This window comes from Deltaproteobacteria bacterium, assembly GCA_035063765.1.
In the GTDB taxonomy this organism is placed as follows: domain Bacteria; phylum Myxococcota_A; class UBA9160; order UBA9160; family PR03; genus CAADGG01.
In genome coordinates, this window is the sequence record JAPSFT010000026.1 from 30,441 (window position 1) to 50,053 (window position 19,613).

Annotated in this window: 17 protein-coding genes and 1 pseudogene; 13 read left to right on the top strand and 5 right to left on the bottom strand. The window is 76.7% G+C overall.

Features of this window, described 5'->3' with window-relative positions; genetic code table 11:
- Positions 1-218 precede the first annotated feature (218 nt).
- From OZ948_16900 to OZ948_16925, 6 genes and pseudogenes are all read left to right on the top strand, one after another.
- The gene (locus OZ948_16900) at positions 219-1,838 is read left to right on the top strand and encodes a diguanylate cyclase (GenBank protein ID MEB2346407.1); all 1,620 of its coding nucleotides are present in this window, start codon (positions 219-221) and stop codon (positions 1,836-1,838) included.
- A gap of 37 nt (positions 1,839-1,875) precedes the next feature.
- Complete coding sequence (coaE, locus tag OZ948_16905) at positions 1,876-2,496, top strand: dephospho-CoA kinase (protein ID MEB2346408.1); 621 nt, start codon at positions 1,876-1,878, stop codon at positions 2,494-2,496.
- Positions 2,497-2,529: 33 nt separating this feature from the next.
- Positions 2,530-3,588, top strand: coding sequence for a phosphotransferase family protein (locus tag OZ948_16910; GenBank protein ID MEB2346409.1), 1,059 nt, complete (start codon positions 2,530-2,532; stop codon positions 3,586-3,588).
- A gap of 16 nt (positions 3,589-3,604) precedes the next feature.
- Positions 3,605-4,072, top strand: coding sequence for a hypothetical protein (locus tag OZ948_16915; GenBank protein MEB2346410.1), 468 nt, complete (start codon positions 3,605-3,607; stop codon positions 4,070-4,072).
- Positions 4,073-4,079: 7 nt separating this feature from the next.
- Positions 4,080-5,189, top strand: a complete 1,110-nt coding sequence (locus OZ948_16920; GenBank protein MEB2346411.1) for a hypothetical protein — start codon at positions 4,080-4,082, stop codon at positions 5,187-5,189.
- Positions 5,190-5,454: 265 nt separating this feature from the next.
- Positions 5,455-6,783: pseudogene (locus OZ948_16925) on the top strand (DUF1254 domain-containing protein).
- Between the two features lie 20 nt (positions 6,784-6,803).
- On the opposite strand, the gene OZ948_16930 reads toward OZ948_16925, so the two are convergent.
- The gene (locus OZ948_16930; GenBank protein MEB2346412.1) at positions 6,804-7,280 is read right to left on the bottom strand and encodes a dCMP deaminase family protein; all 477 of its coding nucleotides are present in this window, start codon (positions 7,278-7,280) and stop codon (positions 6,804-6,806) included.
- A gap of 527 nt (positions 7,281-7,807) precedes the next feature.
- Positions 7,808-8,527, bottom strand: a complete 720-nt coding sequence (locus OZ948_16935; protein MEB2346413.1) for an HAD-IA family hydrolase — start codon at positions 8,525-8,527, stop codon at positions 7,808-7,810.
- Between the two features lie 49 nt (positions 8,528-8,576).
- Between OZ948_16935 and OZ948_16940 the strand changes: the two genes are divergently transcribed.
- Positions 8,577-9,470: a GDP-mannose 4,6-dehydratase gene (locus OZ948_16940; GenBank protein MEB2346414.1), complete on the top strand. Its 894-nt coding sequence runs from the start codon at positions 8,577-8,579 to the stop codon at positions 9,468-9,470.
- Here the strand turns inward: OZ948_16940 and OZ948_16945 are convergent.
- Entirely contained in the window at positions 9,454-10,326 is an 873-nt protein-coding gene (locus tag OZ948_16945) for a 50S ribosomal protein L11 methyltransferase (GenBank protein MEB2346415.1), read from the bottom strand. The genes OZ948_16940 and OZ948_16945 overlap by 17 nt on opposite strands.
- Here OZ948_16945 and OZ948_16950 point away from each other — a divergent pair.
- The 6 genes from OZ948_16950 (at position 10,280) to OZ948_16975 (ending at position 17,247) form a co-directional block, all read left to right on the top strand.
- Entirely contained in the window at positions 10,280-11,332 is a 1,053-nt protein-coding gene (locus OZ948_16950; protein MEB2346416.1) for an aminopeptidase, read from the top strand. The two genes, OZ948_16945 and OZ948_16950, sit on opposite strands and share 47 nt — an antisense overlap.
- 99 nt (positions 11,333-11,431) lie before the next feature.
- Positions 11,432-12,472 (top strand): MoxR family ATPase, encoded by a 1,041-nt coding sequence (locus OZ948_16955; protein ID MEB2346417.1) that lies wholly within the window; start codon positions 11,432-11,434, stop codon positions 12,470-12,472.
- Between the two features lie 23 nt (positions 12,473-12,495).
- On the top strand, positions 12,496-13,479 hold the full coding sequence (locus OZ948_16960) for a DUF58 domain-containing protein (GenBank protein ID MEB2346418.1): 984 nt from the start codon (positions 12,496-12,498) through the stop codon (positions 13,477-13,479).
- Positions 13,476-15,587, top strand: a complete 2,112-nt coding sequence (locus OZ948_16965; protein ID MEB2346419.1) for a DUF3488 and transglutaminase-like domain-containing protein — start codon at positions 13,476-13,478, stop codon at positions 15,585-15,587. The genes OZ948_16960 and OZ948_16965 overlap by 4 nt, the downstream gene beginning before the upstream one ends.
- The gene (gene plsX, locus OZ948_16970) at positions 15,584-16,681 is read left to right on the top strand and encodes a phosphate acyltransferase PlsX (protein ID MEB2346420.1); all 1,098 of its coding nucleotides are present in this window, start codon (positions 15,584-15,586) and stop codon (positions 16,679-16,681) included. The genes OZ948_16965 and plsX overlap by 4 nt, the downstream gene beginning before the upstream one ends.
- Positions 16,678-17,247: an HAD family hydrolase gene (locus OZ948_16975; protein MEB2346421.1), complete on the top strand. Its 570-nt coding sequence runs from the start codon at positions 16,678-16,680 to the stop codon at positions 17,245-17,247. Before plsX ends, OZ948_16975 begins: the two co-directional genes overlap by 4 nt.
- Here OZ948_16975 and OZ948_16980 read toward each other — a convergent pair.
- Positions 17,232-18,017, bottom strand: coding sequence for a 7-carboxy-7-deazaguanine synthase QueE (locus OZ948_16980; GenBank protein MEB2346422.1), 786 nt, complete (start codon positions 18,015-18,017; stop codon positions 17,232-17,234). The two genes, OZ948_16975 and OZ948_16980, sit on opposite strands and share 16 nt — an antisense overlap.
- Positions 18,018-18,023: 6 nt before the next feature.
- Positions 18,024-19,613, bottom strand: a 1,590-nt coding sequence (locus tag OZ948_16985) for a hypothetical protein (GenBank protein ID MEB2346423.1), incomplete at its 5' end; no start/stop codon positions are given.

Genomic DNA, 19,613 nt, shown 5'->3' on the forward strand with positions numbered 1-19,613 from the left:
AGGGCGCCGGCGCCGGGCGGGCGCAGTGAGGTTCGGAAGGCGGGCCAACCCCGCGAAAAAGCGCGCGCATTCTACTCGAGGCGGTCGCGGGTCGCAAAGATTCGCTCGGCTTTCCGATGGGTTGGCGCCGGGACCCGCCGGGGGGGTGAAGCCCCGTCCGGCCATCAAGCGCGCCGGCGCGAGCGCCGATGCTGCGAGGACGCGGGGAGCTCCTTCCGATGCCCGATCCCTGGCTCGCCGATCGCCGGCAGCCGCGCGACAGCCTTGCGACGAAGATCATCTTCTTCGTCTTCCTGTCGACCTTCCTCACTGCGGTCGTGGTGAGCTGGGTGGCGGTGCACTCGAGCTACTCCTTCCTGCGCTCGCATCTCGAGCACGAGCTTCCCGCCGCCCTGCAAGCCGCCGGGGAGGCACTCGGACACGAGCAGGCGGAGCTCGCGCACGAGCTCGCGAGGCTCGCGGAGGCGCCCGCCGTGCGCGCCGCCGCCGGCGGCGACGCCGGGGCGCGGGCGGGGGCGGAGAGCCTCCTGCGCGGGCACCGCGGGCGCTCGAAGCTGGCAGGCCTCGCCCTGCGCGACACCGCCGGTGTCCTGTGCGCCGGGACCCCGAGCCCTCCTCCGCGCGAGCCGGGCCTCCCTGCCGACGCCCTCCTGCGTCCCGCCGGCGATCGGTTCGTGATGGGCGTGCCCGTGCTCGACGACCGCGGCCAGGCGATCGGGCGGCTCGATGCCTCGCTCGAGCCCTCCGAGGCGCTGCGGGGCGCCGGCGGCTCCGCGCCCGCCGCCTGGCTCCACCTGGTCGATCCGCGCGGCCGGATCCTCGCGCGCGGCGGCGCGACCGGCGAGCCCACCTTCGCGAGCTTCCCGGCCGCGCTCCTCGCCGGCCCGGCGGGCCCGGGGCTCCGCGAGTTCCGCGCCGCCGGCGAGCGCCGCGCGATCGCCGTCGTCCAGCCCCTCGCGAGCGGCGGCGCCAGCCTCGTGGTCGCACAGCTCCTCGAGACGGCCTACGCGCCGCTCTTCACGGTAGTGACGCGCATCTTCGTGATCGACCTCGCCGTCGTGCTCCTCTTCAGCTTCCTCGCCTACGAGATCACCTCCGCGATCGTGCGCCCGCTCGAGCAGCTCTCGGAGGCCGCGCGGCGCATCTCGCAGGGCGAGCTCGAGGTGGAGATCGCCGAGCAGCCGCGCCGCGACGAGATCGGACTGCTCACGCGCACCTTCAACGACATGGCGCGGCGCCTGCGCCGCAACCGCGCCGAGATCGAGCAGCACCACCGCCAGCTCCGCGAGCAGAACGAGCAGCTCCAGCAGGCCAACGAGGTGCTCGAGCAGCTCTCGATCACCGACGGGCTCACCAAGCTCCACAACCACCGCTACTTCCAGGAGACGCTCACCCGCGAGATCAAGCGCGTCTCGCGCACCGGCGAGACGCTGGCGCTGCTGCTCATCGACATCGACGACTTCAAGGCGCTCAACGACCGCCTGGGCCACGCCGCGGGCGACGCGGTGCTGGTGCGGATCGCGCGGATCCTGAACGAGTCCGTGCGCGAGTCCGACGTGCTGGCCCGCTACGGCGGCGAGGAGTTCGTGGTGCTGGCGCCCGGGACCGACCTGGAGGGCGTCGCCTACCTGGCCGAGAAGGTGCGCACCGCGGTCGCCGAGGCCTTGTTCGGCCTCGACCCCGCGGGCGAGCCGATGCGGGTCACGGTCTCGATCGGCGTGGCCGAGTACGCGGGCGACCGGCGCGCCTTCTTCGACGTCGCGGACCGCGCGCTCTACCGCGCCAAGGCCGCCGGCAAGAACTGCGTCGCGGGCCTGGAGGAGCTCGGGCGCTCGTAGTCGCGCGCGCGGCCCGCGCACCGTACGCTGCCGGCCCGTGACCCGCGTCCTCGCGCTGAGCGGCGGCATCGGCACCGGCAAGAGCACGGTGGCGGCGATGCTGCGCGCGCGCGGTGCCGTGGTGATCGACGCCGACGAGATCGTGCACCGGCTCCAGGCGCGCGGCGCGCCGATGCTCGCGGAGCTCGTGGCCGCGTTTGGGCCCGGGATCCTCGACACCGAGGGTGCGCTCGACCGCAAGCGCCTGGGCGAGCGCGTCTTCGGCGACCCCGAGGCGCGCCGGCGGCTCGAGGCGATCGTGCACCCGAAGGTGGGGCTCGAGATGGCGCGCCAGCTCGACGCGGCGCGCCGCGCGAAGGCACCGCTCGTGGTGCTCGACATCCCGCTGCTCTTCGAGAGCCGCGCCGCCGGGGCGCGGGGCGGCGCCTCGGCGCTGCCCTTCGAGGCCACCGTGCTCGTCTACGCACCGCGCGCGCTCCAACTCGCGCGCACGATCGCGCGCGACGGCTGCAGCGCCGAGCAGGCCGAGGCGCGCCTGGCCGCCCAGCTCCCGATCGACGAGAAGCGCGCGCTCGCCGATCACGTGATCGACAACGGGGGCAGCCTCGCGGAGACCGAGCGCCAGGTGGACGCGCTCTGGGAGCAGCTCGCCGGCTGATCGCCTTGGCCGGCCCGCGGGCCCTGGGATAGCGTGCCGCGCGTCGTGGACGACCTCGCCGGACGCCTCGGCCGCTTCCTCGCCGCACGGATGGCTGGCGCTCGCGCGCTGCGCGTGCGGGAGCTGGAGGCCCGGACCGAAGGCTTCTCGCAGGAGACGCTGACCTTCACCCTCGAGACCGAGGACGGCGCCGGTGCGAAGCGGGAGAGCGCGTGGGTGCTCAAGCGCGAGCCGCCGGCCGGCCTGCTCGAGCCCTACGACCTCGAGCCCGAGTTCCGGGTCCTCCACGCGCTCTCCGGCGATCCCCTGCCCTCGCCGCGCACGCCCTGGTTCGAGCGCGACCCCGCGGTCCTCGATCGGCCCTTCTACGTGATGGAGCGCCTCCCGGGCGAGGTGCCGATCCCCGCGCCCGGCCCGCGTGGCGAAGGCCCCTTCGACGAGGTCGAGCGCGCAGCGCTGGCGCCCCAGGTGATGGCGGCCCTCGCCGGCCTCCACGCCGTCGACTGGCGCGCGCGGGGCCTGGACTTCCTGGGCGACCCGGAGCGGCATGCGGCCGCGACCGAGGTCGAGCGCTGGGCGGCGCGGATCGAGCGAAGCGGCACGGCGCCCGCGCCCGTCGTGGCGGAGGCGCTGGTCTGGCTGCGCCGCCACGCGCCCGCCGCGAGCGAGGTGGCGCTCCTCCACGGCGACTACCGGCTCGGCAACTGGCTGGTGTCACGCGCGGGCGCGGACACCCGGCTCACCGGCATCCTCGACTGGGAGATGGTGCACCTCGGCGACCCGGCCGAGGACCTGGCCTGGTGCTTCTCGCACCTCTGGCGCGCCCAGACGCCGCGCGCCGCCTGCCTCGCGCCGCCCGCCGAGCTCCTCGCGCTCTACGAGCAGGCCGCGCAGTGCCGTATCGACCCCGAGCGGCTGCGCTACTACGAGGTGCTCGCGATCGTGAAGATGATCGCGATCATGGGGACCGGCGTGCGCGCGCTCCGGGAGGGCCGCACCGGCGACCTGCGGATGGCGATCTTCGACCATCAGCTCGCGTTCCTCCACGCGCTGCTGGCCGCCCTGCGCGGCTGGCTGCCCCTGCCCGGCTAGGAGAGGAGCCCTTCTCTTGCGGATCCCCGCCGAGCGCATGCTGGCCGCCGTCTCGCAGGCGCTCCTCGAGCAGGTGCTGCCGCACGTCGAGGCGCGCGCCGCGCGGAGCCAGCTCTACGCGGCGGTGGAGGTGCTGCGCAACCTCGAGCGCCGGCTCGAGTGGGCGCGCGCGCCCCTCGCGGCGGAGGCGGCGTCGATCGAGGCGGTGCTGCGCGACGCCGCGGAGGCGCTGCGCGAGGCGGGCGAGGCCGGGCTCGCGGCGCGGCTCGCCGATCCGATCGCCGGCTGGCCCGAGGCGCCCGAGGCGCGGGTCGAGGCCGCGCGCGCCGCCCTCACGGCCGCCTTCGTCGCGCTCGACGCGGCCTCCCCGCCGGCCGCCGGCGCGGTGTGCGCGCTCCTCGGCGGCCACCTCGCCGCCCAGGCGATCCGCGATCTGGCGCCGCTCGCGCAGGGATCGTTGCTCGAAGAGATCTCACGAGGCTGAGGGCCCCATGCTGCACCGGCTCGACGACCATCCGATCCACCAGACCCCCGAGCCGCTGCTCCATCCTGCGAGCGGCGATCGCAACGCCTACGACCGCTTCTTCTTCAACGGCTACGCGCGCGACGGATCGCTCTACTTCGCGGCGGCCTTCGGGCTCTACCCGAACCGCGGGATCCGGGACGCCGCCTTCAGCGTCGTGCGCGGCGGCCGCCAGCACGCGCTCCACGCCTCGCGCGAAGCCGCACCCGGCGGCGCGCTCCAGGTGGGCCCGATCACGGTCGAGATCGAGGAGCCGATGCGCACGCTGCGCCTGCGCGTGGCGCCCAACGAGTGGGGCCTCGGCGCGGACCTCCGCTTCGCCGCGCGCACCGCCGCGGTGGAGGAACCCCGCTTCGTGCGCCGCGAGCAGGGCCGGCTCCTGATGGACGTGACGCGCTTCACCCAGTTCGGCACCTGGCAGGGCGCGCTCGAGGTGGCCGGCGAGCGCGTGGCCGTCGAGCCCACGGCGGTGCTCGGCACCCGCGACCGCTCCTGGGGCATCCGCCCGATCGGCGAGCGCGCGCCCGGGCCCGTCGCGGGTGCGCCGCAGTTCTTCTGGCTGTGGGCGCCCGTCTGGTTCGACGACTGCTGTACGCATTTCGACGTCAACGAGGACGCGACCGGCGGGCGCTGGCACCAGTACGGCGCGGTGGTTCCGCTGCTCGGGCCGGAGGGCGACCCCACCGACCCGGCCGGTCTCGCCCCGGCCCGGGACGTCGCGCACCGGGTGCGCTGGGAGCCCGGCACGCGGCGCGCGGCACGCGCCGAGATCGACCTGATCGCGCCCGGCGGCGGCCGGCGCACGCTCGTCCTCGAGCCGATCCTGCACTTCCAGATGCTCGGGATCGGCTACCTCCACCCCGAGTGGGGCCACGGGATGTGGAAGGGCCCCGAGGCCGTGGCCGGCGAGTCCTGGAGCCTCGCCGGGTGCGCGCCCCTCGACCCGCGCCACCTCCACGTCCAGACGCTCTGCCACGCCCGCCTCGAGGGCCGCGCGGGGATCGGTGTCCTCGAGCAGCTCGTGATCGGCCCCCACGCCCCGAGCGGCTTCGCCTCCCTCCTCGACGGCGCCCGCTGAGGATCCGCCGGGGCCACGCGAGGATCCGCCGGGGCGGCGCCCCGCGTGGCGTGACATGACAGGCCCGGGTGCGAAGCGCTGGCTACCGACCCCCGAACAGACGCCCAGACAGGGGTGCGCGGCCGCGATCACGAAGGCCGCGCCACCGCTGGCATGGGCCCCACGGTGCTTCGGATCGGACCGAAGAGGAGGATCGATGCGTCTTGCCATGCCCTTCGTCGCTCTCGGGCTCGTGCTGCTCGGGGCGGCGTCCCCTGCCGCTGCGCTCACCCCGGCCGAAGCCACTGCGCTCGGTACCGAGGCCTACGTCTACGGCTACCCGCTCGTCACGATGGAGATGACCCGGCGGGTGATGACGAACGTCGAACAGCCGGGCGGCACGCGGGCGCCGATGGGGCACCTGATCCGCATGCGCGCCTATCCGACCGCGAAGTTCCGCGACGTGACGGCGCCCAACGCGGACACGCTCTACACCACCGCCTGGCTCGACGTCGGGGCCGAGCCCTGGATCCTGTCCCTTCCCGACGCCCACGACCGCTACTACCTGATGCCGATGCTCGACGGCTGGACCGAGGTGTTCGAGGTGCCCGGCAAGCGCACGACCGGCACCCGGGCGCAGGTCTACGCGATCACCGGGCCCGGCTGGAAGGGCACCCTGCCTCCCGGCGTGGTCCAGTACGAGTCGCCGACCTCGCTGGTCTGGCTGCTCGGGCGCATCTACTGCACCGGCACCCCCGAGGACTACGAGGCCGTGCACGCCATGCAGGACGCGATCTCGCTCGTCCCGCTCTCCTCGTACGGGAAGCCCTACACGCCGCCGCCCGGCAAGGTCGACCCGGCGATCGACATGAAGACCCCCGTCCGGGACCAGGTGAACGCCCTCGACGCGGCCGCCTACTTCGGGATGCTGGCCGCGCTGATGGAGGCGAATCCCCCGGCCGCCGCCGACGCACCGATGGTGGCGAAGCTCGCGAAGCTCGGGATCGTGCCCGGGCAGCCCTTCGACATCACGAAGCTCGACCCGGCCGCGGCCGACGCGCTGCGCGCCGTCCCGAAGCCCACCTTCGCGAAGATCCTGGCCTACTTCGACGAGGCGGGGCGGAACGAGAACGGCTGGGTGTTCACGACCCGCACGGGGATCTACGGCACGGACTACCTGAACCGCGCGATGATCACCGCGATCGGCCTCGGTGCGAACCGGCCCGAGGACGCCGTCTACCCGGCGAGCGAGCGCGATGCGCAGGGGCAGCCCTACGACGGCAACAAGCGCTACGTGATCCACTTCGCGAAGGGCGAGCTGCCGCCGGTGAAGGGCTTCTGGTCGCTCACGATGTACGACGAGCAGATGTTCTTCGTGGACAACCCGCTCGACCGCTACACGCTGAGCGCGCGTGACGCGCTGCAGGCGAACGCGGACGGCTCCGTGGACCTCTACCTCCAGCACGAACACCCGGGCCCGGAGAAGGAGGCGAACTGGCTCCCCGCGCCGGCCGGCCGCTTCGTCCCGATGCTGCGCCTGTACTGGCCCAAGGACACGCCGCCCTCGATCCTCGACGGCTCGTGGCGGGTCCCGGCGGTGAAGGCGGCGCCGTAGCAGGCCTGCCGGGCGCGTGGCTACGCGCCCGGCAGCGCCGCCTGGCGCACCGTCACGCCGGCCTCGGCGAGCAGCGCCTCGGCGCGGGCGTCGAGGTGGTAGCTCGCGTTGTAGACCACCTCGGCGAGGCCCGCGTTGATGACGAGCTTCGTGCAGAGCAGGCACGGGAAGAAGGTGGTGTAGAGCGAGCCGCCCCGGACCGACACACCGTGGTAGGCGGCCTGGATGATCGCGTTCTCCTCGCCGTGCGAGCACAGGCACTCGTCGAGCCGGCTGCCGGACTCGGCGAGGGAGTTGCAGCGCGGGCAGCCGCCCTCGTTGCAGTTGCGCACCCCGCGCGGGGTGCCGTTGTAGCCGGTGGAGACGATCCGGCGGTCGCGGGCGATGACCGCGCCGACGTGGCGCTTCACGCAGTTGCTGCGCGAGGCCACCACCTGCGCGATCGAGAGGAAGTAGGCGTCCCAGCTCGGGCGCTCGAATCCGAGCGACGCGGCCAGCACCTCCTGCACCCGGGCGTGGAGGGCCTCGAGCGTGCCGTCGTTGCGCAGCCGCAGGTCCGCCAGGCGCTCGACGGCGTCGAGCTGCTGCATGGCGGGGTCGGCGCTGCCGCGCTCGCGTCCCTCGAGGACGAGCAGGCGCTCGAGCGTCTCGGGGTCGCCCGGGCGGGCGCGGGCGCGCAGGCGCTCGAAGCGGCGCGCCGGCTCGGCGTCCACCCAGAGCAGCCGGAAGCGCGCGCCGAGCCCGCGCAGCGCCTCCACCTCGGCGGGATGGCGGATCGAGTCGATCACGTAGTGGCGGTCGGGCTGGAGCTTCGCGCGCAGGCGCTCGGCCAGGACCGCGGGCCCGTGCGCCGCGCGCAGCGCACGCCCGGCCTCGATCATCGCCTCGCGCGTCTCGGCGACGGCGCGCGCGCGCAGCTCGTCGCGCAGCACGTCCGAGAGCGAGAGCGGCGTGAAGCTGCGCTTCTCGAGCCAGGCCACCACCTCGCCCTTGCCAGCCCCGTTGGGCCCCGCGACTCCGAGGATCAAAGGCGCGCCTCCCCCCGCCCGAGCCCGAGCCGCTCGCCCAGCTCGCGAAGCCCTGCGATCCGCTCGCAATCCCGATCGGCGTAGCCCCCGGTCACGTCCACCAGGATCGGCCGCAAGCCCGCCGCGCGCGAGCCCTCGACGTCGATCGACCAGATGTCGCCCACGAACACCGCCTGCGCCGGGCCGACCCCGAGCCGCACGAGGGCGCGCCGGAAGATCTCGGGATCCGGCTTCTCGACCCCCTCGAGGTGGGAGTCCAGGATCACGTCGAAGGAGGCCGCGAGGCCCGCCTGCTCGAGGAGCAGCCGGGCCCGGCCGTCGGCGTTCGAGACGACACCCGTCCGCAGCCCGGCCCCGCGCAGGGCCGCGAGCGTCTCGTGCGCGCCCTCGCAGGGGACCCGCCAGAGCCCCGCCTCGCGGTTGTCCGCCCGCAGCCGGCCCACGAGCGGCGGCCGCACCGCCTCCGGCACGCCGGCCGCTGCCAGCAGGTCGTCGAAGTAGTCGGGCACGCGCGTGGCGTCGGTGCCGGGCACCGCGCCGTGGCGGGCCGCGCGCGCGTCGATCGCGCGGCGCGCGTGGGCCTCGGCGCGCGCCAGCGCCTCGTCGTCGAGCGCGAAGCCGAGCTCGCCGGCGCGGCGAGCGATCGCCGCATAGTCGAGTCGCAGGAGCACGCCCCCTGCGTCGAAGAGCACGGCGGTCACGGGCGGCGCGGACAAGACGTCCGGCGTGTAGCACAGCGCCGCGGGCTCTGGCAGCTTGCCCCGCGTGCGGATCTGGGTGAGCGGCGCGTGCGGCTTCGTCGGCTCCTGGCTCGTGCCCCGCCTGGAGGCCGCCGGCCACGCCGTGCGGGGCGTCGACCGCGAGGTCGACGTCCGGGATCCCGCGGCCGTCACGGACTCGATCGCCACGGCGCGCCCCGACGCGATCGTGCACCTCGCGGCGCTGGCGTCGGTGACGGCGTCGCTCGCGGACCCGGCGGCGGCGGCGCGGGTCAACGCGCTCGGCACGCTGCACGTGCTGCGGGCTGCCGCGCAGCGGGCGCCGGCCGCGCGCGTGCTCGTGGTCAGCTCGGGCGAGATCTACGGCGGGGGCGGCGGTGCCCCCTTCGACGAAGCCTCGCCGCTGCTCCCGGCCACGCCCTACGCGCGCGCCAAGGCGGTGGCCGACCGGCTCGGCGCCGCGTTCGCGGCGCGCGGCCTCGACGTCGTGCGGGCGCGCCCCTTCAACCACACGGGGCCGGGCCAGGCCGACGTCTTCGTCGCGTCGAGCTTCGCGCGCCAGCTCGCCGAGATCGAGGCCGGGCGGCGCGCGCCGCGGCTCGCGGTCGGCAACCTCGCCTCGCTGCGCGACTTCCTCGACGTGGCCGACGTGGTCGAGGCCTACCGGCTCCTGCTCGACCGCCGGGTGCCGGCGGGCGCGTACAACGTGGCGAGCGGCGTGGCCCTCCCGATCGGCGAGCTCCTGCGCCGGCTCCTCGCGGCCTGCCGCGCCGCGCCCGAGGTGCGCGAGGACCCGGCGCGCTGGCGGCCCACCAACGCGGCGGTGGGCGACGCGGGGCGCCTGCGCCGCGCCACCGGCTGGGCCCCGCGCATCCCGCTCGACGACACGCTCGCGCGCCTGCTCGACGACTGGCGCGCGCGGGTCAGCGCGTCGCCGTGAGCGCGAGCCAGGCGTCACCGCCGGCGTCCTCGCGCACGCGCGCGGCGCCGACCCGCGCGCCCCGCGCGGCGAGCGACGCCTCGATCGGCGCGCGCTCGCCGGCGAGCAGGCCCGAGAGCACGAGCGCGCCGCCGGCCGCGGTGCGCGCGACGAGCCCGGCGAGCAGCGGCTCGAGCTCGCGGCGGATCAGGTTCGCGGCCACCAGCTCGAAGCGCGCGGGCGCCAGCGCGTCGAGCGAGCCCGCGAAGGCCGCGAGCGGCGCGAGCGCGTTGCGCGCCGCGTTCTCGCGGGTCTCGCGCGCGGCGATCGGGTCGAGGTCGCAGGCCACCGCGCGCGCCGCGCCGAGGGCGAGCGCGGCGAGCGCCAGCACCCCGCTCCCGCAGCCGACGTCGAGGACGCGCGCGCCCCGGCGCTCCGCGAGCGCCTCGTCGAGCGCCTCGAGCGCGAGCGCGGTGGTCGCGTGCGCGCCGGTGCCGAAGGCCTGGCGCGGCTCGATCACCACCTCGCGCTGGCCGGGCGCGAGCGGGTGCGGCGCGAAGGGCGGCCGCACGACGAGCCGCTCCGACACCACGAGCGGACGGAGGCCCTGCTTCCAGGTCTCGGGCCAGTCCGCTGCCGGCTCGGGCTCGACCCCCCCGACCGCGCCGGCTCCGAGCGCCGCGACGAGCGCCGCGCGCACGGCCCCGGCGCGCGCGGCCGGCGCCCACACGAGGAGCGTGCCGTCGTCGCGCTCCTCGATGCCGGCCGCGCCCGCCTCCCAGGCCTCCGCCGCCGCGAGCTCCGCGCGCGCGCCGGCCGCGCGCGCGCGGATGCGTGCGAAGGCGGGGGCGCTGGCGGCACTCGGGCTCGCGATCACGGTCCTCCCCGGCTGCTACGTCGGCCACCTCGCCGAGGGCCAGCTCCGGCTCCTGCGCGCGGCCCGCCCGATCGAGGAGGTGGTCGCCGATCCCGCCGCGCCGCCCGAGGTGCGCCGCGCGCTCGCCGAGGTCGCGCCCGTGCTCGACTACGCGCGCGCGCTCGGCCTCGAGGTCGGCGACCAGTATAGGACCTACGCGGCCTGGCCCGGCGACCGGGTCGTGACCGCGCTCGTGGCGACCCGCCCGGGCGAGGTGGAGCCCGCGGGCTTCTGGTTCCCGATCGTCGGCATCGTTCCCTACAAGGGCTTCTTCGCGCTCGCGCGCGCCGAGCACGAGGCCGCACGCCTGCGCGCGGGGGGGCTCGACACCTGCCTCGTCCCGGTGCCGGCCTACTCGACGCTCGGCTGGTTCGACGACCCGGTTGCGACGCCGCTCGTGCGCCGCGGCCCCGGGGCGCTCGCCGAGACGCTGCTCCACGAGCTCGTCCACGCGACGGTGTTCGTCGCCGGGGACGCCGACTGGAACGAGGGGGTTGCGACCTTCGTCGGCCAGGAGGGAGCCGTGCGTTTCTTCGCGGCCCGCGCCGGGGAGGACGCCGCGCAGGCGGAGCGGCGCCGGATCGCCGACGAGCGGGCGGTGGCGCGCACCCTGCGCGCGCTGCGCGAGCAGGTCGCCGCGCTCTATCGCGAGCCGGCCTCGCCCGCGCGCGAGGCCGCGCGCACCGCCGCCGCGGAAGCCACCCGCACCGCCCTCGCCGCGCTCCCGCTCGAGACCCTCGATCCCGCCGCGGTGGCCGCCACCGCCCGGCTCGGCGACGCCTGCCTCGCCCTCGCCGCCACCTACGAGGCCGATCTCGACGCGTTCGCCCGCCACCTCGCCACCCACGGCGGCGACCTGGCGGCCTTCGTCGCGGCGCTGCGCGAGGCGGCCCGGGCGGACGACCCCCGCCGCGCGCTCGGCCTCCCGCCGCGGGCCGACCCTGCCCCGACCGCCGCCCGCCCCTGACAGGGCGGCCGGGAATCGTCGTCCGCGGCGCGCGCGAGGCACGCTTCCCGGCCCGGACCGCCCTCCAGCGCCCGCCCCGACGCGCCGATCAGGAGCGCCATGGCCCTCGACCCGCGCGGCGCCCCGCTGGACCCGTCCGCCCTCGATCCGATCCGCGCTGCCGAGCAGGCCCGCCGGCTGCGCGCGAACGTGGAGCGCGCGGTGCGCGGCAAGAGCGAGGTGGTACGCCAGACCGTCGAGGCCTGGGTGGCCGGCGGCCACATCCTGCTCGAGGACGTGCCGGGGGTCGGCAAGACCACCCTCGCCCACGCCCTCGCCCGCTCGCTCGCCGCGAGCTTCAAGCGCATCCAGTTCACGAGCGACCTCCTGCCCGGGGACCTGGTCGGCTCGGCCGTGCCCGAGCTGCTCGAGGGCCGGCCGAGCGGGCGCTTCGTCTTCCAGCCGGGGCCCCTCTTCGCCCAGGTCGTGCTCGCCGACGAGATCAACCGCGCCAGCCCGAAGACCCAGTCGGCGCTGCTCGAGGCGATGGCCGAGGGCTCGGTCTCGGTGGACGGCACGGTCCACCGCCTGCCCGAGCCCTTCCTGGTCGTGGCGACCCAGAACCCGCTCGAGCACCACGGGGTGCATCCGCTCCCCGAGTCGCAGCTCGACCGCTTCCTGCTGCGGCTGCGGATCGGCTACCCGGCCCCCGAGGACGAGGCGGCCGTGCTGCGCGACGATCCCGCGGCGACCGAGCTGCCGCGCCTCGAGCCGGTCCTCACGGGCGCGGACCTGCTCGCCATGCGTGCGGCCGCCGGACGGGTGAAGTTCGACGACGGGCTCGTGGCCTATCTGCTCGAGATCGTGCGCGCGACCCGCGCGCACGCCGCGATCCGGCTCGGCGCCTCGCCCCGCGGCGCCGTCGCGCTGCGCCGCGCCGCCCAGGCGCGCGCGCTCGTCGACGGCCGCGACTACTGCATCCCCGAGGACGTGCGCGATCTCGCGGTGGCGGTGCTGGCCCATCGCCTCGCGCTCGACCCCCATCACGGCCTCGCGGATGGCGCGATGGCCTCCTCGGCGGCGGAGTGGAGCGGGCGCGGGCCCGAGGAGGCGGAGTGGCTGGTGCGCGAGATCCTGGACGGCGTCGCGGTCCCGCTCTGAGCGGCGCCCGGGAGGGCGCCCCCTTGCTCCCGCGCCTGCGCTCCTTCGCGCGCCGCCACCTGCGCCCGCCCCGGACCCTCGTCCCGACCCGGGCCGGCTGGATCTTCTTCGCGCTCGCCTTCGGGGTCGGCTTCGCCGCTCTCAACACCGGCAACAACCTGCTCTACCTGATCCTGTCCGGGATGCTCGCCTTCCTGGTCCTCTCCGGGGTGCTCTCGGAGACGGCGCTGCGCGGGATCGACGTCCTGCGCCAGCTTCCCCCCGAGTGGCTCGCCGGCCAGCCGGGCCGCGTCGTGCTCGAGGTCGCCAACACCCAGCGCTTCTGGGCCCACGCAATCGTCGTCGAGGACTGCGCCGGGGCGGGGACCCAGCGCCCGGCGCCGCTCGGGCGCGTGCTCGCGCTGCGCATCGCGCCGGGCGGACGCGAGCGGCGCAGCTATACCTACACCCCCGGGAGTCGGGGGGAGCTCGGCTTCGCGGGCCTGCGCGTCACGACGCGCTTTCCCTTCGGGCTGTTCGCGAAGTCGCTCTGGATCGAGCGGCCGGCGCGCGCCCTCGTCTACCCCTCGCTCGTGCCGGCGGCGGCGCCCGCCGTGCTCGGCGAGCCGCGGCGGGAGGGCTTCGCCCGCCGCGGGCGCAGCGCCGCGCCGAGCGAGGTGAGCAGCCTGCGCGCGTTCGCGCGTGGCGACGCCCCGCGCCGCGTCCACTGGCCCGCTTCGCTCCGCCGCGGCCTCCTGCTCGTGCGCGACGCCGAAGGCGAGACGGCCGGCGAGACGGAGGTGCGGCTGCGCACCGCAGGCATGGCCGACGGCACCGCCTTCGAGAGCGCCGTGTCGCGGGCCGCGTCCCAGGCCGAGGCCGGCCTGCGCGCCGGCCTGCGCGTCGGCCTGCGCACCGACAGCGCGCGCTTCGCCGCGGACACGGGGCCGCTCCACCGCGCCCGCCTGCTGGGGATCCTGGCCCGCGTCGCGCCCGAGGCGCCCGACGGCCGGGGAGGCCCGCCGTGAGCGCGCGAGCGGAGCGCTCGCTGCCGCCGCGCCCGCGCTCCTCCTACGTGCTGGCGGGGGTCTCGAGCCTCGCGCTGGTCGTGACGGGCGAGCTCCTCGCCCCGGCGGTCGTGCTGCAGGGCGCGGCGCTCCTCGCGAGCCTTCGCCTGCGCGACCACCCGCGCGCCTGGCAGCGCAGCGCCCTCGTCCTCAACGGTGCGCTCGGCGCGGTCGTGGCGCTCGCGATCGGGCTCTGGCTGCACGGCGCCCTCGCGCTCGTGGCGCTCGCCCACTTCGCGCACCTCGCCCTGGGCCTCCAGCTCCTCGACGCGCGCCCGCGCCGCTCCGACTTCCTGCTGGTGGCGCTCGCGCTCTTCCAGGTGCTGCTCGCGGCGAACCTGACCGACAGCCTGCTCTTCCCGCCCCTGCTCGTGGTCTTCGTGCTCGCGATGACCTGGACCCTGGTCGTGCACACGCTCTGGGCGGAGGCGCTCGCGCACGGCGAGCCCTGGCGCGCCGAGCGCGCGATCGCGCCCGGCCTCGCGCGCACGACGATCGTCGCGACCGGCCTCTCGCTCGTGCTCGCGGTCGCGATCTTCCTCGTGCTGCCGCGCGTGCGCAGCGGCGCGCTCGCCGCGCCCGGGCTGCTCGCGGCGCCGCAGGCCGGCTTCTCGGACCGGATCGCGCTCGGCGACCTGGGCCGGATCCGCCAGGATCCGACCGTCGTGCTGCGCGTCGAGACGCTGCGCGGTGAGGTCCCGCCCCGCGCCGAGGCGTACTGGCGCGGGCTCGCCTTCGACCACTTCGACGGCCGTCATTGGTCGGTGACGCCGCCCGCGCGCCGGCTGCTCGCGCGGGCCGCCGATCTCGGCGTGGGCGTGCCGGGAGGTCCGAAGCGCGCGGACCTGGTCCAGCGCGTCCTGCGCCAGCCGGTCGCGGCGGGCGTGCTCTTCGCCGCCGGCGCAGCGGCTCGGGTCGAGGGCAGCTTCGGGCGCCTCGAGGCGGACCCGAACGGCGGCCTCTACGCCCCCGAGAGCGAGCTCGACCGGATCCAGTACGAGGTCGCGATCGAGGCAAGGCCCGCCGATCCCGCACGGCTCGGCGAGGAGCGCGCGCTTCCGCCCGCGGAGGGCGGGGAGCGCTTCCTCGCGCTTCCTCCGCTCTCGGAGGCCGTGACGGCGCTCGCGCTCCGCATCGTGGCCGGCGCCGCGACCGATGCCGAGCGCGCCGCCGCGCTCGAGCGCCACCTGCGCCGTACCGGCCGCTACGCGGACCGCCCCCCGCCCGAGCGCCCCGGCGACCCGCGCTCGCCCGTCGAGGCCTTCCTCCTCGAGAACACCGCCGGCCACTGCGAGTACTTCGCCAGCGGGATGGTCGTGCTGGCGCGCGCGATCGGGCTCCCGGCGCGGCTCGTGAACGGCTTCGCGGGTGGCAGCGAGAACGCGATCGGCGGCTTCGTCGAGCTGAGCCGGTCCGATGCCCACGCCTGGGTGGAGGTGCACTTCGAGCGCGCGGGCTGGGTCCGCTACGACCCGACCCCGGTCGACGCGCGCCTGCACGCCGAAGGGTCCGGCCTCCTCCGGGGGCTGCGTGAGCTCGGCAGCGCCGCCGAGCACTGGTGGTTCCAGCACGTGGTCGAGTTCGATCGCTCGCACCAGATGCGCGCGCTGCGGAGCGGCTGGCTCGCCTGGCGGCGCTGGCGCGACGCGCAGCGCGCCCCCGGAGCCGGCCCCGCACCGCGCGCGCCCGCCCGCGAGCGCCTCGACCCGCGCGCGGCCGCCCCGTACGCGATCGCGCTGGTCGGGGCCACGGCGCTCGCGTGGACGGTGTGGCGCTGGCGCCGCCGCCGCGGCCGCAGCGCCCGCCCGAGCGGCTCGCTCGGCCAGCGCGCGACCCGGCTCTACGCCGAGGCGTTGCGCCTGCTCGAGCAGCGCCGCGGCCTCGTCCGTGCGCGCGCCGTGCCGGCGCGGGAGTTCGCGCGCGAGGCGGGGCGCGCCGTCCCGCCCGCCGCCGCCGCCGCGCTCTGGTCGCTCACCGAGGCCTATCTCGCCGAGCGTTTCGGCGGCCAGCATCCAGAGGCGCCGCGCGCCGCGCTGCGCACCCTGCGTGATACCCTGCGCCGCCGATGACGGACGCCGCCCGAAGGCCTCGAGGACGCCGGCCACGCGAGGAGCAGCGGGCGGAGCCTGCGCCGCCGCGCACCGTGGCGCTCGACGCCATGGGGGGCGACCACGCGCCCGGGGCACCGCTGCGCGCCGCCGTCGCGCTCGCGCGCGAGAGCGACATCGGGCTGCTGCTGGTGGGCGACGCCGAGCGCCTGGCTCCCGCGCTCGCCCGCGCCGGCCTCGCTCCCGGGCGCGTCGAGCTCCTCCACGCGCCCGACGCCGTGCCGATGGACGAGTCGCCCCAGGCGGCGGCGCGGCGCGAGGCCTCCTCGCTGGCGCTCGCGGCGCGCGCGGTGGCGGACGGCCGCGCCCAGGCGCTGGTCTCGGCGGGCAACACCGGGGCGCTCCTGCTCCACGCCGTGCGCGCGATCCCGCGCCTGCCCGGCGTGCGGCGGGCGGCGCTGGCGGCCGTCCACCCGACCCTGCCGCGCCCGCACAACCCCGACCCCTTCGCGCTGCTCCTCGACGTCGGCGCCAACGTCCACAGCGAGCCCGAGGACCTGCTCCAGTTCGCGCTGATGGGCGCCGCCTATGCCTCCTGCATCTCGAAGGTCGAGCGCCCGAGCGTCGGCCTGCTCAACATCGGCGAGGAGGCCGGCAAGGGCGACGAGCTCCTGCGCGCCGCCCACACCCTGCTCGCCGCCGCCCCCGGGCTCGCCTTCCGGGGCAACGTCGAGGGCCGCGACGTGCCGCTCGGGGCGGCCGACGTGGTGGTGTGTCCGGGCATCCTCGGCAACGTGGTCCTGAAGCTGCTCGAGAGCATGGGCGAAGTGATGACGCGGATGGGGGACGGCGTGTACCGCCAGCGCCTGCGCTGGCGCGCCGGCCGCTTCCTGCTCCGCGACGGCCTGGCGCGGGTCTCGAACCTCCTCGACTACGCCGCCTATGGCGGCGCGCCGATCCTCGGCTTCGAGCGCATCGTGATCAAGGCCCACGGCCGCTCGCAGGCCCGTGCGCTCGAGAACGCGGTGAAGGTCGCCGCCAAGGCCGTGCGCGACGACGTCTGCGGTGCGATTGCCGCGCGCCTCGCGCCGCCGCGCCCGCCGGCGGGACCGTGACCGGCCCGCGCCCCGGGCCGCGCGCGCGGCCCTTCGTGTTCCTCGACCGCGACGGCACGCTGGTGCGCGACACGGGCTACCCGCACCGCCCGGAGGACTACGCGCTCCTGCCCGGCGCGGTGGCCGGCGCCCTCGCGCTGGCCCGCGCCGGCTACGTGCTCGCGATCGCCACCAACCAGAGCGGGATCGGGCGCGGTCGCTTCGGGCTCGCGGACTTCGAGCGCTTCCAGGGCCGGCTGGCGGCCGACCTGGCCGCCGGCGGCGTCGTGCTCGGCGCCACGCTCCTGTGTCCCCATGCCCCCGCCGACGGCTGCGCGTGCCGCAAGCCGGCGCCCGGCCTGCTGCTGCGCGCGCGCGACGAGCTCGGCGCGGATCTCGCGGCGAGCTGGATGGTGGGCGACGGGTCGCGCGACGTGGAGGCCGCCCGCCGCGCCGGCTGTCGCGGCGCGGTGCGGGTGGGGATCGCGGCGCCCGCGCGCGCGCGTGCGGGCGAGGACCCCTTCGCGCTCGAGGCCCGCGATCTCGCGGAGGCCGCGCGCCGCATCCTCGGCTACGGCGCGCCGTAGAGGGGGTGCGTCTGCGGGATCAGCCGCACGTCCTCGAGGGTGCGGGCCGCCTCGCGCTGGAGCGCGAGCAGGCGCTCCGCCGGGGGCCGGAGCGCCCCGGCACGCGGCGTCACCGGCTGGAGCACCACCGGCGTGGCCGGGTCGACGCGTGCAATCGCCTCCCACGCGGCGCGCAGCTCCTCGTCGCGGCTCGTCTCGCTCACGACGAGCTTCACGTAGGACTCGGGCGCGCCGCGCGCGACCATGAGGAAGCGCTCGTGGAGGGCCGTGAACGAGCGGCCCGGCTGCGCGAGCACCGCGCTCGGCTCGCCCTCCCGGCGCACCTCGCTCGCGAGCTTCCAGTCCATCGACACGACGTCGACGGCCTCGCGCACCGCCGCCAGCGCATCGGGCAGATGGCCAGCGGTCTCGAGCAGGAGGCGCGGGCCGCGGCCGCGCAGCGCGGCGCCGAGCGCGGCCACCACCTCCGGCTGGAGCAACGGCTCCCCTCCGGTCAGCGACACGAAGCGATGGCGCTCGACCTCGAGCGCCTCGGCGGCCGCCACGATCTCGTCGATCGCGACCGGATTCGGTACCACGCGGAAGGCCCCGCTCCCGCGCCGGGTCTCGAGCCGGCAGGTGTCGGTCGGGCGCCAGGTATGGGGGGAGTCGCACCAGCGGCAGCGCAGATCGCAGCCCCCGAGCCGGACGAAGAGCGTGCTCGCGCCCACGTGCGGCCCTTCGCCCTGGGCCGACGAGAAGACCTCGACGAAGCGGCCCCGCAAGGGCACGGAGTGCTAGCCCTCCAGGATCGAGCGTCCCATCGCGATCTCGGCTGCGATCTCGTCGATCCGCGACGGCTCCGCCACGGCGCCCTCGACCCGGAAGCGCGCCACGTGATCCCCGTCGGCCAGGGGCTTCACCCACGCGAACTTCTCGGCAAGGTGCTCGACCATCGCGGCCAGGTCGAAGGAGCGGCGGCTCGCGCCCTCGTCCGAGCCGAGCGCGAAGACCTCGCCGCCCTCGCTCCAGGCCACCGACAGCGCCGCGGCGTAGCGCTCGCGCACGATGCGCGCGGCAAGCTGCAGATCGAGCTCGGGCGGCACCGGTACGCGCACCATGGCGTAGCCGCCGAAGTGCGCGAGCCGGAAGTCGCGCGTCGCCGCCCACTCGGCCTCGGCCGGGAGCGGCGGCTCCGTCGCGCGCGAGGCCTCGCGCGTCAGGTCCGACGGCCGCCCGCCGACCAGGGCCTCGAGCTCGGCGCGCCGCTCGCCGCTCTTGCCGGCGAGCTCGCCGAGCCGCCACCACCACAGCCGCCCCCAGCGCTCCCAGTCGTGGCGCGTGAAGCGGCCCGCCAGCAGGTCCACGAGCTTGTCCGAGAAGCGGCTGCGCCGCTCGCAGGTGGCGAGCACGAGCGGCAGCACGCTGCCCGCCCCGGGTTCCACGTGCACCGCCTCGGTCCCGATCGCCGCGCGCAGCCGCTCGAGATCCTCGGGCGGCCAGGCATGGTGATCGAACCAGGTGAGGCGGTCCCGGTAGAGCGACGCGGCCTGGAGGGTGTCGCGAGCCGGCGAGGCCGTGAAGCCGATCACACAGATCGGCGTGTCCTCGCGCAGATCGGTCGCCACACCGCGGAAGAAGGTCATCAGGTCGGCCTGCGGGTAGACCCAGATCCCCTCGACCAGCCGCGTCTCGCGCGCCAGCAGCACGGCCGCGCCGATCGACTCGCGGTCGGCGTGGGCGAGGAAGGCGGCGCGCCGGCGCGGCGGGCGCGGGGGCGCCACCACCTCGGGCTCGACCTTGGCGATGCGCGCGCGCCGGCGAGCCTCGCGCTCCTGGCGCAGGCGGGCGTCCTCGGGCGATTCCTCCTCGTCCTCCTCGTCCTCGAAGCCCGGCTCGGGAGGCGTCTCCTCGACCTCCGCCACCTCGGGTACCTCGGCGAGGGTGACGAGCTCCTCGTCCTCGAGGTCCTCGTCGTCGTCGCTCTCGGGCTCCGGGCGCGCGGGCTCGGGCGCCGGGCCGGCCCGCCTCTCGCGCGGCCGCTCCGGCTCGCGGTCACGCTCGCGACCGCGCCCGCGCCGCCGCCGCCGGCCGCCCCGCTCGTCGCGTTCCTCGCGTTCGTCGCGTTCGCTGGCGCCTGGCTCCACCGCGTCCCGACTCCCGGCGAGCGCGGGCTCGGACTCGGCGTCCTCGCGCTCGTCGGCCTCCGGCCCGGGTGCACCCTCGCCCGCCCGGCCGCCGCGCCCGCGCCCGCGCCGGCGCCCGCGCCGGCGCCCCCGGCGCGGGCCGCTGCGGTCGCCGGCCTCCTCGCCTTCGCCGGCGAGGTCGAAGAGCGACACCTCCTCGAAGCGGCGGCGCGGGCCGATCTCCTCGTCCCCGGCGGCCGC

What these genes read in the sequence shown, in the direction of transcription:
- OZ948_16900 (MEB2346407.1), top strand. Translation starts at nt 219, where the DNA reads ATGCCCGATCCCTGGCTCGCCGATCGCCGGCAGCCGCGCGACAGCCTT.
- OZ948_16920 (MEB2346411.1), top strand. Translation starts at nt 4,080, where the DNA reads ATGCTGCACCGGCTCGACGACCATCCGATCCACCAGACCCCCGAGCCG.
- OZ948_16950 (MEB2346416.1), top strand. Translation starts at nt 10,280, where the DNA reads ATGCGTGCGAAGGCGGGGGCGCTGGCGGCACTCGGGCTCGCGATCACG.
- OZ948_16955 (MEB2346417.1), top strand. Translation starts at nt 11,432, where the DNA reads ATGGCCCTCGACCCGCGCGGCGCCCCGCTGGACCCGTCCGCCCTCGAT.
- plsX (MEB2346420.1), top strand. Translation starts at nt 15,584, where the DNA reads ATGACGGACGCCGCCCGAAGGCCTCGAGGACGCCGGCCACGCGAGGAG.